Source organism: Janthinobacterium sp. SUN033 (assembly GCF_030397595.1).
In the GTDB taxonomy this organism is placed as follows: Bacteria; Pseudomonadota; Gammaproteobacteria; order Burkholderiales; family Burkholderiaceae_D; genus Janthinobacterium; species Janthinobacterium kumbetense.
Genome location: NZ_JAPQNV010000002.1, coordinates 788,677 through 803,757 on the forward strand (window position 1 = coordinate 788,677; position 15,081 = coordinate 803,757).

Below are 15,081 nucleotides of genomic sequence, written 5' to 3' on the forward strand. Positions count from 1 at the left end.
ATAGTGCGCAAAAAGGAGGACATAGGCATGGCAGTCGTCAGGGGGTTGTGCGGTGTGCTGCAACGGCACTTCCGGCCCAGAAAAAACAGCGAACGGCCTGCTTTTTCACCCTGCGGACATGGCAAGGCGGCACGAAAGTCAACAAATATTCAATGTGTAATTTATGACAACATTGATGATTTGCGACATTCTGATGCATTTTTTAATGCTTTACAAGCAATAAAAATATTAAAAAATTAATCAATTGAGATTAAGCAAGGAAATGAAAAAATCACTCACAGGCACTTGCACTCATGCCAACAAATGTGTCTATTTTGTTATTTTTTGAAATTGGTACTACGGCATGTTTCTTGGCTTCACGCCCCTGAAATGATAGAAAGCGAGGCTAAAGATGCCAATTTCGCTCAATATGCCACTATGTACTCTAGCGTACATATCAGAAAGAAAAGTGTTTCCCATGTGATACTAAAAATAATTCAAATGACAATGTTTATTGGTATCACAGGCGCAGCACGGCAGAAATCGCAAAAGAATTCCATGTGGAAATTTTTTATGTACAGCAACGTGAAAATGAAGTTGTGAAAATACAACAAAAAAGATCGGCGGCGCGCCGCCGCGGACAGGGGAAACGCGGGGAGTTTTGGGAAAGGGCGGCAAGACATTACCGAAGCGCCTGCATCCAGGCAAAAAAAACGGATGCTGCGACAGGAGGGAGCAGGCGCTTGCCCCGGCAGAGGGATCCATCCCCTGCCGGGACAGCCGGGACAGGCTTTAAGGGCGGGCCGTTGCCGCCCAGCCGCCGCCCATGGCCCGGTACAGGTCGACCGAGGCGACGAGGATGCGCGTCTTCAGTTGCAGCAGCCCCACGTCGGCGCTGTACAGGGTGCGCTGGGCGTCCAGCTCTTCCAGGTACGAGGCATAGCCATTGCGGTAGCGGTTATGCGCGATGCGCAGGGTGTCCGCCGCGGTGGCGCGGCGCGCGTCGTTTTCCACGGCCTGCTGCTGGAGACGGTAGATGGCACCCAGGCTGTTCTCCGTTTCGGCGAAAGCATTGCGCACCACGTTTTCATAGGTGTACGCGAGCTGGTCGCGCTGCGCGCCTGCCGCATCCGTCTGCGCCTGCACGCGCCCGCCGTCGAACAGGGGACCGGCCGCCAGCGCCGTCAGCCGCCACAGGGCCGTGGGCGCATGCAGGAAATCGGTGAGCGTCGTCGCTTGCCCACCGCCGACGGCCGTCAGCTTGAACGAGGGCAGCAGCTGGTCGCGCGTGGCGGCCAGGCTGGCGTTGGCGGCCGCCAGGTTGTGTTCCGCGCGCGCGATGTCGGGCCGCCGGCGCAGCAATTCGGACGGCAGGCCGGCCGGCACGCCCGGCGCCGCCAGTTCGGCCAGCGGCAAGCCGCGCGCGATGGGGCCGGGATTGCCGCCGACGAGGACGGCCAGCGCGTTTTCCTGTTCAAAGATCTGCCGCTGCAGCTGCGGCATCTGCTCGGCCGCCGCATGGTACTCCGATTGCGCCTGCAGCCATTCCAGCCGCGAGCTGTAGCCCACCTCGAACTGCTTGCGCGCCAGCTCGCGCGACTGTTCGCGCAGCTGCAGCGTCGATTGCGTGAGCGCCAGCTGCGCGTCGAGCCCCCGCAGATTCAGGTAACTCGTCGCCACGCTGGCGGCGATCGACAAGGCTGCCGCATCGAGGCTGGCCTGTTCGGCGCGGTAGCTCTCGCCCGCTGCATCGCTCAGATTGGCCAGCCGGCCCCACACGTCGATTTCATAGCTGGCCTGCAGTTCGGCCTGGAAGACATTCGTCACATACGGTTTGCCGCTGGGCGTCAGGGTGCGCGTGCGCGTGGGCGAGCCGTCGAAGGCCAGGTTGGGCGCGCGGTTCGCGTCGGCCTGCGCCAGGCGCGCGCGGTATTCCTGCACGCGGGCACGCGCCACGCGCAAGTCGCCGTTGCGCGCCAGCGCCTCGCCCACCAGGTCGCTCAAGACCGGATCGCCGAACGCTTGCCACCACAGCTGCTCCACCTGCGCGCCATCGGAGACGGCAATGAGCACCGGCGCACCGGCCCCCTGCGCGCGCCAGCCGGACGGCAGCTGCAATGCCGATACTGGCTGCGGCGGCGCGGTGGCGGCGCAGCCGGCCAGCGCCAGCGCGCCGGCCATCAGCAGGACATGGCGCTTCATGGCTTGGCCTTCTTCGGCGCTGGCGGCGGCGCCGGATTGTCCGCCGAGTCGTTCAGCACGGCGGACGTGTCGACGCTGACCACCACCGACATGCCGGGCACGAGCCGGCGCGCATTCGCCTGCCCCGCGTCGATGCGGATGCGCACGGGAATGCGCTGGGCGATCTTGAGGTAATTGCCCGTCGCGTTATCGGCCGGCAGCACGGAAAATTCGGAACCGGTGGCCGGCGAGATGCGCTCCACCTGGCCCGTCAGCACGGCGCCGTCGAGGGCGTCGACGTGGAAGGTGGCGCTCTGCCCTTCCTGCACGCCGTTCATCTGCGTTTCCTTGAAATTGGCGATCACCCACATCTGGCGCGGCACCAGCGCCATCAGCTGCGCACCCGAATTCACGTACGCGCCCTGGCGCACCGTCACCTGGCCCAGCTGGCCGTCGGAAGGGGCCACGATGCGCGTGTTATCGAGGTCGATCTTCGCCGCCTTGACGGCTGCCTGCGCGTTCGCCACGGCCGCTTCCAGGGCCTGCTTGTTGACCACCACGGAATGCACGCTTTGCTGGGCGATGTCGAGATTGGCCCGCGCCTGCGCCAGCGCGGCCGCCATCTGCGCCTGCGTGGCGCGCGACTGGTCGTGTTCGCGCTGCGACAGAGAACCGTCGGCCACCAATTGTTCCACGCGATTGAGGTCGGCGCTGGCCTTGCGCGCCTGCGCTTCCGCATTGGCCAGCGCCGCCTCGCTGACGGAAATGCCCGCCTGCGCGCTGGCCTTTTGCTGCGCCCAGTTCGACAGCGCCGCCTGCTGCGCCGCCAGCTGGGCCTGCGCCTGCTCGTAGCGCTGCTGGTAGATGCGGTCGTCGATGCGCACCAGCAGCTGGCCTTCCTTCACGTCCATGAAATCCTGCACCGTCACTTCCACCACGTAGCCGGACAGCTGCGTGCCGATGATCGTCACCTGCCCCCGCACGGTGGCGTTTTCCGTCGTCACGACGGGGCTGGTGAACGGCGGCAGGCGCCACGCGTACAGCACGATCAGCACGCCCACCAGGGCCACGGCGGCAAAGGCCAGCGCGGACAGCCACTGGTGACGCCGGTCCGGCTGCGCCGTGGAAGGGGCGGCGGGTGCGGCTGCAGGCGCCGCCGATGCAGGTGCGGGAGGTGGCGGTGGATTGTTATTTTCTGTCATTGCTCGGTTCCGAATTGGTAATGGGGACGATGGCCATGGCCGTCTGCGCATCGCGCACGGGGCCGACCAGGCGACGCGCGCCGGTGGTGATGCGGGTCCAGGATTGGCTGACCAGCATCCAGATCAGGGTGGCGATGGCGACGCCGGCGATCATCAAAAAGACATCGTTATAGGCCAGCACATTGGCTTCGCGCGTGGCGATGGCGCCCAGCCGCGCCACGCCCTGGGCGCTGCGCAAGGCAGGATCCGTCAGCACGCCGCCGTAGCTCGCGGCGCCGGACTGCACGCGCACGGCCACCTGCGGGTCGAGCATAGTGAGGTGCTCGACCAGATAGCTGGAATGGTATTTTTCGCGCGCCGTCTGGATGGTGCCGACGATGGCCGAGCCGAGCAAGCCGCCCAGGTTCTGCGTCATGGTAAACATCACGGAAAAGCTCACCAGGTTGCGCGGTTCGGCGATCACAGCACCCATGCCGGCCACCATGGTGGGGCCGAGGAAATACGTGCCGCCAAAGGCCAGCAGGAACTGGCTGACATACATGTTGACGGGGCGCGTCTGGCTGGTGGCGTGCGCGTCGATCAGGGCGCCAGCGGCGATCAGCAGCAGCGCGAACATCAGCGAGCGGTTCAGGGTGGCCGGATTGATCGTCAGCGCGCTGACCACCAGGCCCGCCACGCTGCCCAGCAGCACCACGATGAACAGGTTCTGCATCTGGTCCGTGTTCAAGCCCAGCGCCTGCAGGAAGCCCACGGCCCCCGTCGATTCGGACAGCACGATGCGAAACAGCAGCACGGACAAGAACAGCTTGGCGATCTTGCCCGTGGTGAGCCAGCGCGTATTGAGCAGCGGGCGCGCGCGGTTATGCTCGATGGCCAGCGAGGCGGCGATCAGCACGATGGAGCACGCCAGGCACACGCCCACCCATTCCGATTCCATCCACCACGCCGTGCGCCCCTGCGCCAGCACGGCGCACAGCAAGGCCACGCCGGGCGCGAACAGGATGAAGGTGAGGAAATCGAGCGGCTCGAACGTCTGCACCCTGTCGCCGGGCGGCAGTTTCAGGGCCAGCACGCAGCCCAGCGCCAGCAGGGCCAGTCCCAGTTCGAACAGGTACAGGCCATGCCATTCGCCGATCTGCAGCAATTCGGAAGTGAAGATGCGCGCGAGCGGCAGCGCCAGTTGGGCAAAACCCAGGCCCAGCACCACGCCTTTCAGGCGGTGCCGCGCGGGAAACGCCTGCAAGGTGTAGTACAGGCCCAGCACGCCCAGCGCGCCGCCCACCATGCCATGCGCGGCGCGCACGGCGATCGCCGACGGCAAGGTATTCGCATACAAGTGGGCGAAGGTGACGAGCGCATACAGCACCAGGAACGCTTCCGTGAACAGGCGCAGGCCGAACTGCTGGCGGAACTTCACCAGCAGCAGATTCATGGACACGATGGTCATCACGTAGGCGGCCGGCAGCCATTGCATCTGGTAGGCATAGGCGGCCAGCGAACCTTGCAGGTTCAGCAGATTGGCCGTCACCAGGCCGTTGCCCAGTCCCCCCGTCAGCGCGACGATCAGGCCGACGATGAAGTACGCGACACGCTTGGGCGTCGAATGTTCGGGCATCGATGGCGACCCGGGCAAGGTCGGGCGTTCGCCCGGCCCCCAGGTGCGAGGTGTGTACTTGTCCATGCGGTAATCGCGATCCGGTTTGCTGAAGCCGTTCCTTGCTGCCGTTATATAAATAGTTGCAAATGAACAGTTCTAGCCAGCAGCATATCACCGCAGGACGTTTTTATTGTTTACATTGTTGCATGGCGTTGCGCATGTCGCTCAAACAGCGTATGCAACGGGGCCGGCGGATCCGGCCCCGTTGCCGATACCGCCACTCACACCCGCGGCGGGTCCGTCTCGCGCGCAAACGCCCGGTGCGCGGCCAGCGCCTTCTTGAAGGCCGCCACGGCTTTCGCCACGTCGCCGGACGGCGCGACGATGATGGCGGGATCGGGCTTGCCATCGGGCAATGTCACCGGCACGCCCGCCTTGTCCAGCAAGTCCTTGCCCGCGCCGACAGCCAGCATGGGCTTGCAGTGGCGGTATTGCAGGCGCAGGAAGTCGAGCGCGTTGGCGTCGCCGCCCAGCTGCTGCACGGCGCCCTGGCCATCCGGCAGCACGACGGCGTCGAACAGCACGGACGGTCCCGTCTCGAGTGAGATTTCCACGTCGAGCGGCGCGCCGCCGCTGGTATCGACTTTCCCCAGATGGCTGCCCACCAGGCGCGGCACGGCGCCATCGGCCAGCAGCGAGGCATAGATATTGCGCACCTGCGCGCCATCGCTGCCCGGCCCCACCAGGATGGCCACGCGCAGGGTATGGATGCCCGTCTTGCCGGGACGGAAAAACAGCGACAGGGCCGGCGACGGCGGATACGTGGGGATCGGCAGCATGGAGGCGCGCGGCATGACGGGCGGCAACGCCAGGCCCAGGCCATCGGCCAGGCGCTGCGCCAGGGTCTCGTCGACATTGCGCAGCATGGCGACGATGCGCTTGCGGATGGCCACCGTCTGCACCTTGCTCAGTTCAAAGCGGAACGCATGCACGATATGGTCCTGTTCCACCGGCGTCTGGCTGATCCAGAACAGGCGCGCCTGGCCGAAGTGCTCGGCGAACTTCTCGGGCTTGCCGCGCACCTTGTCGCCTTCGGTCGCGGCGGGAAAGCTGTTGAAGCCTTTCGCGCCCGCCTGGAACGGGCAGCCGCCCGCCAGCGAATTGGGTTCATACGCGACCCGGCCTCGGTTGATGGCCTGGCGGTGGATGCCGTCGCGCTGGTTGTTGTGCAACGGCGCCAGCGGCGAATTGATGGGGATTTCATGGAAATTGGCACCGCCCAGGCGCGTGATCTGCGTGTCGACGTAGGAGTGGATACGCCCCTGCAGCAGCGGGTCGTTGCTGAAATCGATGCCGGGCACGATGTGCGCCGTGCAGAACGCCACCTGTTCCGTCTCGGCGAAAAAATTGTCGGGATTGCGGTTCAAGACCATCTTCCCGACGGGGACCAGCGGCACGAGTTCTTCGGGAATCAGCTTGGTCGGATCGAGCACGTCGAAGGGGAACGCTTCGGCCTGCGCTTCCGTGAAGAGCTGGAAGGACAGCTCGTATTCGGGATACGCGCCGCACTCGATGGCTTCCCACAGGTCGCGCCGGTGGAAGTCGGAATCGGCGCCGCTCAGCTTGACGGCTTCGTCCCACACGAGCGAATGCGTGCCGGCCATGGGCGACCAGTGGAATTTGCAGAAGACGGACTGGCCCTTCGCATTCACGAGGCGGAAGGTATGCACGCCGAAGCCCTGCATCATGCGGAAACTGCGCGGGATGGCGCGATCCGACATGGCCCACATCAGCATGTGCGTGATTTCCGGCGACAGCGAGGCGAAGTCCCAGAAGGTGTCGTGCGCGCTGGCCGCCTGCGGCATGCCGTTGTGCGGCTCGGGCTTGACGGCGTGGATCAGGTCGGGGAACTTCATCGCATCCTGGATGAAGAAGACGGGGATGTTATTGCCGACCAGGTCCCAGTTGCCCTCGTCCGTATAAAACTTCACGGCGAAGCCGCGCACGTCGCGCGCCGTATCGGTGGAACCGCGTTCGCCGGCCACCGTGGAAAAACGCACGAAGACGGGCGTGCGCTTGCCCGCCTTGGCGAACGGCGCGGCGCGCGTGTGCCTGCTTTGCTCCTTGTAGCATTCGAAATAGCCGTGGGCGGCCGAGCCGCGCGCATGCACGACGCGCTCGGGGATGCGCTCATGGTCGAAGTGCGTGAGCTTTTCGCGCAGGATAAAGTCTTCCATCAGGGTGGGACCGCGCAAGCCCGCCTTCAGCGAATTCTGGTTGTCGCCCACGGGCACGCCCTGGTTGGTCGTCAGCACGCAGCCGCTGTCGTCGCTGCGGGCGTGATCCAGCGAATTATTCAACGCATTCTCGCCCAGCGCGGGCTGGCCATCGCCCGTCTTCGGGGAAGGTACCGTTTCGCCCGTGGTGCTGGCCGTGGCCAGCGCTTCGCCGCTTGCCACATGCACGCCTTCGGCCGGCGTGCGCGCCGCCTCGCCATACTGGCCCTCCTCCTTGGGATTGACGGCCATGGCGGCGGACAGTTGCTGGCCGGCGGCCGTCTTTTGCAGCAGCGCACGGGTCAGCTCATTATCCGCCCCCAGGCTGTCCGGCGCATTGCTGTCGGATGGGCCGGACATGCTGCTCAATACGGAACCAGCACCGTCCTTGGACGGCGTTTTCTTGTTGGTAGCCATTACATCTCCTGTGAGTAGTCTGCCCCGGGAGAACGCTACAACTCCCTCATTCAGCGCACGAACAGGGCAATCAAAACAATGATGGGAATAGGTACACCGATCAACCACAACAAAATGGAGCGCATCTTCACTCTCCTTTACGGCCTGCTACTAACTACTACCTTATGCGCGTGGGCGCTGCTTCCTCCGCCATCACGGCGAAGGAAACAGCGCCCACGACAAATACCGGCCAGGAAGGCGTAAAACTTATTTACGCGAACCCAGCAATTTCGACAGGCCATACCCGGCCGCTGCCGCAATCAGCAGGGACACGGCCGGCCGTTCGCGCACGTAATCGCGGCCCGTCTCGCCGGCGCGCTGGCAGGCGGCGCCCAATTGCTTGCCGCGCGCCATCAGGCGTTCGGAAGCCTTGCTGACGCTGTCGCTGACCTGGTCGATGCGGTCGCCCACCTGGTCCACGCCGTCGTGGGCGCGCGTGGCCACCTTGTCGGCCAGGGGCTGGGCCTGGCTTGCCACCTTGTCGATCGTACGGTGCAAGTCCTGGCGGGTATCCTGGGCGGTGCCGTTGATATCGGAGCTGGTTTTTTCAATCGCGTTCATGATGGTTTCCTTTAACAGTGAATAATTTCAACCATGCTCGATGCCGTGACCGAATCATGATTCTCCTCGCTTCTGGGAAAAAGAAGCGGCTAAACGCTGCCGGGCTGAGCCATATCAAACAGTGGATCAGCAGCAAGCTGTTGGCGCTACCTTAACCGCGCCTGCCATGCGCCACCGTGCGCTGCCACACCTTGAAGGCCAGACTTAAATGCCTGCCAGAAATAACAATCCCCGCCGGTCTGGTGCGGCGGGCGGGGAGTAACGCTGCCTGATGCATGGTCGGCCCAGAAGAGAAAGCCGGCCCCATACAAATGCATGGATTTTTATGCAGATTTTACGCATAATGTAGGCACTAAAATACATACATCAAGACAAAATGCCTCCGTCTAAATCCATACAAAAAGATGACCATGCAAGCGCGTGGGTCACGCCGTTCGTGCAGCACGGCGGTCCGCGCTACCTGCAGATCGCCGACATGCTCGAGCGCGCGCTGTCCGGCGGCAGCCTGCGCCCGGGCGACCGCTTGCCGCCGCAGCGCAGCCTGGCCGCCCTGTTCCAGGTCGACCTGACGACCGTGACGCGCGCCTACGACGAAGCCAAGCGCCGCAACCTGCTGGAAGGGCACGGCGCGCGCGGCACCTACGTGGCGGCGCCGAAGGTGGAATTGACGCAGATGCTGGACCTGAGCATGAACATCCCGCCGCCGCCCGTGGGCGTGGATTTCGACGACCTGCTGAAACAGGGCGTGGCGCAGGTACTGATGCGCACGGACAGCGATATGTTGATGAGTTATCACCTGGGCGGCGGCAGCAAGGCCGACCGCGCGGCGGGCGCCGCCTGGCTCGCGCCCATGTTCGGCAACGTCGATGGGGAACACGTCGTCGCCTGCCCCGGCGCACAGGCGGCGCTGGCGGCGCTGATTTTGACCCTGAGCCGGCCCGGCGACGCCATCTTGACGGAGCCGGCCGTGTATCCGGGCTTGCGCTCGGCGGCCGGGCAGCTGAACCGCAAGGCCGTGGCCGTGGAAACGGATGCGGATGGCATGCTGCCCGAAGCGCTGGAAAAAGCCGGCCGCAAGCACCGCGCGCGCCTCGTGTATTTGAATCCCACCCTGCAAAACCCCACGGCGCACACCATGCCGGCCGCGCGCCGCCTGGCCATCACGCAAGTGGCCCAGCGCTGCGGCATGCACATCATCGAGGATGACCCGTACTGGCTGCTGGCGTCCGATGCGCCGCCGCCCCTGGCGCATTACGCGCCCGCCCACGTATCCTACATCGCCACCCTGTCGAAATGCCTGGCGCCGGGCCTGCGCATGGCCTATACCTTGATCGCCGACACGCAGCTGCGCGAACGCTTCCTGGACGCCCTGCGCTCTTTCAGCCTGATGGCCACGCCCGTGACGACGGCGCTGACGACGCAATGGATACACGACGGCTCCGCGCACGCGCTGCTGGCCGGCATACGCAGCGAAGCCGATGCGCGCCAGGACGTCATCCGCACCATCCTGACGGGCGCCACTCACCCGCGCAGCGATGGCATCCACGTGTGGTTTTCGCTGCCCGGCTACTGGACCTCGCGCGAGCTGGCCGCCACCGCCCGCGCCCAGGGCGTGGCCGTCACGGCGTCCGACGCCTTCTACGACAACCGCCCGCCGAACGCCATCCGCATCTCGCTGGGCAGCATCCGCGACCGCGCGCGCCTGGCCAGCGCATTGAAGAAATTATCGCTGCTGCTGGCGCACAAACCGGCCGTGCGGCGGGAATTCGTCATTTAGCGGCGCAACCGCGCATCGAGCGAATAACGGCCAGCGCCGCTGATGGCAATCGTGCCGAAGACGATGATCAGCAGCCAGCCGAACTGGCCGTCTGCGATGCTCCAGTCCGGGTGCACGAGCAGCATCGACACGCCCAGCAGGAACAGCAGGGGCAGGCAGGCCAGGCGCGTCAGCAAGCCGGCGGCGACCAACAGCGGACAGAGGATTTCCGCGAACAGGGCGCAGTACAGGGTGACGGCGCGGCCCAGGTGCAGCGGGTCGTCGATGCGCGCCAGTTCCTCGGAAAAATGCAGCAGCTTGGGCAAGCCGTGCACGTGCAGCACCAGCAGCGCGCCCGCCACGCGCGCAAACAGCAAGCCTGCATCGGGTAAAAAGGGGCCCGTCAGCGCCGCCCTCCAGTTTTTCTTCATGATCGCTCCAGTGGGAAAGCCAGGCGGCGCGGCGCGCCGCTGCCAGCCATCATAGGCAGGCGGACGCCTGGGCGCGACTGGTCTTTTGGCAGAGGCGCCGGCGCGCGCGAAGGCCTAGACTGGCCGATGCCGTCACTGGTCCACGCCATGGCTGGCCCCTCCCCCCTCCCCGAAGGAAATGCATCATGTCGAAAAAAATCGAAGCCGAAGAAGTCAACTCCCGCCGCAAGCTGCTCGTCGGCGTCGCCGGCGTGGCCGCCGGCGCGGGACTGCTGGCCGCCGGTGGCGCCAGCGCCGCCGCCAAGCCTGCCGCTGCCGTGGCGCCGGGCAAGCTCACCGTCAATAGCGTCACCGTCAAGGACGGCACCGTCATCCGCTTCAAGGACTGGGGCACGGGCACGCCCGTCGTCTTCAGCCACGGCTGGCCCTTGCAGGGCGACGCCTGGGAAGACCAGATGATGTTCCTGGCCAGCCACGGCTACCGCGTGATCGCGCACGACCGCCGCGGCCACGGCCTGTCCAGCCAGCCGTGGCAGGGCAATGACATGGATACCTACGCCGACGACCTGGCCACCCTGCTCGACGCGCTCGACATCAAGGGCGCGACCCTGGTCGGCCATTCGACGGGCGGCGGCGAAGTGGCGCGCTATATCGGCCGCCATGGCGAAAAGCGCGTGGCCAAGGCCGTGCTGGTGGGCGCCGTACCGCCGCAGATGGTCAAGTCGGCTACCAATCCGGGCGGCTTGCCGATGTCTGTCTTCGACGGCATCCGCGCCGGCGTGCTGGCCGACCGCTCGCAATTCTTCAAGGACCTGACGGTGCCGTTCTTCGGCGCCAACCGTCCCGGCAACAAGGTGTCGCAAGGCATGCGCGACACCTTCTGGCTGCAGGGCATGCAGTGCGGCATCAAGAACGCCTATGACTGCATCAAGCAGTTTTCCGAGACGGACTTCACGGCCGACCTGAAGAAAATCTCCGTGCCGACCCTGGTGGTGCACGGCGGCGACGACCAGATCGTGCCGATCGACACCTCCGGCAAGGCTGCGGCCAAGCTCATCAAGAACGCCAGGCTGGTCATCTATGAAGGCGCGCCGCACGGCTTGCCAGCCACCCACAAGGATCGCCTGAACGAAGACTTGTTGACCTTTATCAAGTCCTGACCGTTCTGCGCTGCCCGCACCGCCGGCCCGCCCGGCGGTGTCTATCTCCCCCGCCAGCGCCTCCGCCGCGCAAAAAAACCGCCCGCCTCCCCCATTCGTATAACTGCCTTGCCTGCCGGGCCATGCATACTTGTTGCCGCGCGGCATGAGCCGCGGCGAACGACAGGAGTCCCGCGATGGCCAGCACGCATTCTTTCCCTCAGCAGCAAGACCCAGGCCTGGCGCAGGCGCAGCGCATGGGCAGGATGGACGGCATGGGCGAATTTGCCGCATCGGTCGCGCACGAAGTGCGCCAGCCGCTGGCGGCCATCGCGCTCAATGCCGATGCCGCCTTGCGCTGGCTCGACCACGATCCGCCCCGCCTCGACGAGGCGCGCGCGGCGCTGGCCCTGGTCGCCAGCGCCGGCAGCCACGCCAGCGCCGTGCTGCGCAGCGTGCATGGACTGGCCTGCAACGCGCCGGGCAGCCATGGCCATTTTGTGGCCGACGACGCCGTGCAAGACCTGCTGCCGCTGCTGCGCGCGCCACTGCAACGCCACGCCATCCACCTGGAAATGCAGCTGGCTCCGGGCCGCCCGCTGCTGCACGCCGACCCGGTGCAATTCCGGCAAGTCATCCTGAACCTGCTGATGAACGCCATCGAAGCCCTGCAGGGCACCAGCGGCCGGCCGCGCACGGTGCTGCTGTCCTCGCGCCTGGATGGGGGCGTGCAGCATTTCAGCATCGCCGACAATGGCGCCGGCATCGCGCCGCAGGCGGCCGGCCGCCTGTACCACGCCTTGTATTCCAGCAAGCCGGACGGCATGGGCATGGGCCTGGCCATCTGCCGCCGCATCCTCGACGCGCATGGCGGCCGCCTGTGGCATGCCCCCGGCGCACCCCACGGCAGCGTCTTCCACTTCACCCTGCCCGCACCATGAGTACAGCCATGCACACGACCATCCCCCCGGCCGCTCCGCCGACTACTCTGCTGATCGCCGACGACCACCCGCTGATCCTGGCCGGCCTGGCTTCGCTGATCGCGTCCTTGCCGGGCTTGCGCCTGCTGGGCCAGGCGGGCACGGGCCACGCCGCCGTGGCGCTGTACCGCGAACTGCGGCCCGACGTGGTGCTGATGGATTTGAACATGCCGGAAATGCATGGCGTCGAGGCGATCGAGCGCATCTGCGCAGACGACGCGCAAGCGAAGATCGTCATCCTCACCACCTACCAGGGCGAGGACAATGTGCACCGGGCCCTGCGCGCCGGCGCGCGCGGCTACCTGCTGAAGGATTCCGGCTTCCTGCAACTGACACAATGCATCGGCCAGGTGGCTGCCGGCAGGCACTACCTGCCGCCGGAACTGGCGGCGCAGCAGGCCGGCCGCATCGAGGCGAACCGCCTGTCGAAACGCGAGCACGACATCCTGCTGCACCTGTCCGCGGGCAAGAGCAACAAGATGATCGCGCGCAGCGCCGGCATCGAGGTGGGCACGGTCAAATTTCACGTGAACAACATTTTGACCAAGCTCAATGTATCAAGCCGCACCGAGGCGGCCACGGTGGCCGCCCGGCGCGGCTTGCTGGGCGCGTTCTGACGCCACGGATATCAAGCGGCGCTGTCATCCTTTTGCGGCTCGGCCTTGGCCAGCGCTGGCTTCGCCTCCACGCCGCTGATCTTTGGCACGCATTCGCTGCGCAGCCACGACACCGTGATGGCTTCGCCCGCCATCAGGCGCTTGACGCCGGGGACGATCTGTTCGCCGATCAGCATGCCCAGCAGGCCGATCAGAGCTATCGCGGGCGGCGCCGGCGAGCGCACCTGCAAGACGGCGTAGATAATGCCAACCAGCAAGCCCACCGCCAGCGAAATCACATATAACTTCATGGCGCATTCCTTTCGATGAAAAAAACGCCGCGCACGGTCAGGCGCGCGGCGCATGGCATTGCCACGTGGAACTTACCTGGCCGGTACCGGCGCCAGGGTGGCGTGCTCGCCATGGATGCGCTGCGGCGCCTTGTGCACCATCGTGTAGGCGTAGTCGACGCCCATGCCGTAGGCGCCCGAGTGTTCGCGCACGATGGCCATGACGGCGTCATAGGTTGCCTTGTGCGCCCAGTCACGCTGCCATTCCAGCAGCACCTGCTGCCAGGTCACGGGCACCACGCCGGCCTGGATCATGCGCCGCATGGCGTAGTCATGCGCTTCCTTCGAGGTGCCGCCCGAGGCGTCGGCCACCATATAGATTTCGTAGTCGCCTTCGAGCATCGCGCACAGGGCGAAGCTGTTGTTGCACACTTCCGTCCACAGGCCCGACACGACGACTTTCTTCCTGCCGTTGGCGGCCAGCGCATCGCGCACCTTCTGGTCATCCCACGAATTCATCGAGCTGCGCTCGAGGATATCCTGGCCGGGGAAGACGTCGAGCAGTTCGGGATAGGTGTGGCCGGAGAAGCTTTCCGTTTCCACCGTGGTGATGATGGTGGGGATGTTGAACACCTTGGCGGCCTTGGCCAGGCCCACGGTATTGTTTTTCAGCGCTTGCCGGTCCATCGATTGCACGCCGAACGCCATTTGCGGCTGCTGGTCGATGAAGATGATCTGGCAATTGTCGGGGGTGAGGACTTCCAGTTTCGGATTGGTCATGATGTCATCCATGCGGAGAGGGTTGAGTGGGTACTGCCGTGCATCGTATGCCTGGCCGCGTGCCCGCACCACTATCTAAATATAGGCTGACATGAAGCTTGCCTCTGGGGAGTCCCCCCTGCAGCCCGGCAAGCGCTGCGGTAAAATACCTTTTGCTCACCCTGTTCCGACGACTCTTGATCGATAATTCCTCTTTACCAGGCAACATCATGCGCAGCGATACGGCGCCGATACGCGTCCTCATCGCCGACGACCACCAGTTGCTGCTCGACGGCATCGCGGCCCTGCTGGCAGCCTTTCCCGGCGTGGCGCTGGTGGGCCAGGCCACCGATGGCCAGCAGGCGGTGCAGCAATTTGACGCGCTGCAGCCCGACGTCACGCTGATGGATTTGCAGATGCCGCGCATGAGCGGCCTCGACGCCATCGGCGCCATCCGCGCGCGCCATCCGCAGGCGCGCATCATCGTGCTGACCACCTACAAGGGCGACACGCAGGTGCTGCGCGCCATCCGCGCGGGCGCATGCGGCTATGTGCTGAAAAGCGCGCTGCGCCACGAATTGCTGGCGGCGATACAGAACGTGGACGCGGGGCGGCGCCACATCACGCCCGAGATCGAGGCGGAACTGGCGCTGTATGCCTGCAGCGACGTGCTGTCGAACCGCGAACTGGACGTGCTCAAGCAGGTTGCGCAAGGCAATTCCAACCGCGAAACGGGCGCCTTGCTGCAGATCAAGGAAGAAACCGTCAAGGCGCACATGAGCACCATCCTGGCCAAGCTGGGCGCCCGGGACCGCACCCACGCCGTCACCATCGCGCTGCGGCGCGGCATCCTCGACGCCTGAGCGGCGCCAGCACGC

At 65.2% G+C, this 15,081-nt stretch carries 14 protein-coding genes; 6 read left to right on the forward strand and 8 right to left on the reverse strand.

Translation table 11 applies throughout. The annotated features are described in order from the left end of the window. The first annotated feature begins 27 nt into the window (after positions 1-27). Positions 28-240, forward strand: a complete 213-nt coding sequence (locus OX460_RS12095) for a hypothetical protein (RefSeq protein ID WP_289898758.1) — start codon at positions 28-30, stop codon at positions 238-240. Positions 241-771: 531 nt separating this feature from the next. On the opposite strand, the gene OX460_RS12100 is transcribed toward OX460_RS12095, so the two are convergent. From OX460_RS12100 to OX460_RS12120, 5 genes are all read right to left on the reverse strand, one after another. Beyond that, the gene (locus OX460_RS12100; RefSeq protein ID WP_289898759.1) at positions 772-2,181 is read right to left on the reverse strand and encodes an efflux transporter outer membrane subunit; all 1,410 of its coding nucleotides are present in this window, start codon (positions 2,179-2,181) and stop codon (positions 772-774) included. Beyond that, entirely contained in the window at positions 2,178-3,362 is a 1,185-nt protein-coding gene (locus tag OX460_RS12105) for an HlyD family secretion protein (protein WP_289898760.1), read from the reverse strand. Before OX460_RS12105 ends, OX460_RS12100 begins: the two co-directional genes overlap by 4 nt. Continuing rightward, positions 3,349-5,043, reverse strand: a complete 1,695-nt coding sequence (locus tag OX460_RS12110) for an MFS transporter (protein WP_289898761.1) — start codon at positions 5,041-5,043, stop codon at positions 3,349-3,351. Before OX460_RS12110 ends, OX460_RS12105 begins: the two co-directional genes overlap by 14 nt. 197 nt (positions 5,044-5,240) lie before the next feature. Continuing rightward, positions 5,241-7,652, reverse strand: coding sequence for a catalase (locus OX460_RS12115; protein WP_289898762.1), 2,412 nt, complete (start codon positions 7,650-7,652; stop codon positions 5,241-5,243). A 246-nt stretch (positions 7,653-7,898) separates the two neighbouring features. Further along, on the reverse strand, positions 7,899-8,252 hold the full coding sequence (locus tag OX460_RS12120) for a hypothetical protein (RefSeq protein ID WP_251350576.1): 354 nt from the start codon (positions 8,250-8,252) through the stop codon (positions 7,899-7,901). A 376-nt stretch (positions 8,253-8,628) separates the two neighbouring features. On the opposite strand from OX460_RS12120, the gene OX460_RS12125 reads away from it, so the two are divergent. Further along, positions 8,629-10,029 (forward strand): PLP-dependent aminotransferase family protein, encoded by a 1,401-nt coding sequence (locus OX460_RS12125; RefSeq protein ID WP_289898763.1) that lies wholly within the window; start codon positions 8,629-8,631, stop codon positions 10,027-10,029. Here OX460_RS12125 and OX460_RS12130 read toward each other — a convergent pair. Continuing rightward, positions 10,026-10,439: a DoxX family protein gene (locus tag OX460_RS12130; protein ID WP_289898764.1), complete on the reverse strand. Its 414-nt coding sequence runs from the start codon at positions 10,437-10,439 to the stop codon at positions 10,026-10,028. The genes OX460_RS12125 and OX460_RS12130 overlap by 4 nt on opposite strands. 185 nt (positions 10,440-10,624) lie before the next feature. Here OX460_RS12130 and OX460_RS12135 point away from each other — a divergent pair, with 185 nt between their 5' ends. From OX460_RS12135 to OX460_RS12145, 3 genes are all read left to right on the forward strand, one after another. Further along, entirely contained in the window at positions 10,625-11,599 is a 975-nt protein-coding gene (locus OX460_RS12135) for an alpha/beta hydrolase (protein ID WP_289898765.1), read from the forward strand. A 176-nt stretch (positions 11,600-11,775) separates the two neighbouring features. After that, positions 11,776-12,519, forward strand: coding sequence for a sensor histidine kinase (locus OX460_RS12140; RefSeq protein WP_289898766.1), 744 nt, complete (start codon positions 11,776-11,778; stop codon positions 12,517-12,519). An 8-nt stretch (positions 12,520-12,527) separates the two neighbouring features. Next, on the forward strand, positions 12,528-13,175 hold the full coding sequence (locus tag OX460_RS12145) for a response regulator transcription factor (RefSeq protein ID WP_289898767.1): 648 nt from the start codon (positions 12,528-12,530) through the stop codon (positions 13,173-13,175). 11 nt (positions 13,176-13,186) lie between these two features. Here OX460_RS12145 and OX460_RS12150 read toward each other — a convergent pair whose 3' ends face one another. Then, positions 13,187-13,465 (reverse strand): XapX domain-containing protein, encoded by a 279-nt coding sequence (locus OX460_RS12150; RefSeq protein WP_289898768.1) that lies wholly within the window; start codon positions 13,463-13,465, stop codon positions 13,187-13,189. Positions 13,466-13,537: 72 nt separating this feature from the next. Then, complete coding sequence (locus OX460_RS12155; protein WP_289898769.1) at positions 13,538-14,224, reverse strand: hydrolase; 687 nt, start codon at positions 14,222-14,224, stop codon at positions 13,538-13,540. A 209-nt stretch (positions 14,225-14,433) separates the two neighbouring features. Between OX460_RS12155 and OX460_RS12160 the strand changes: the two genes are divergently transcribed. Beyond that, positions 14,434-15,066 carry a response regulator transcription factor gene (locus OX460_RS12160; RefSeq protein ID WP_289898770.1) on the forward strand — a complete coding sequence of 211 codons (633 nt, stop codon included), beginning with the start codon at positions 14,434-14,436 and terminating at the stop codon, positions 15,064-15,066. Positions 15,067-15,081: the final 15 nt, after the last annotated feature.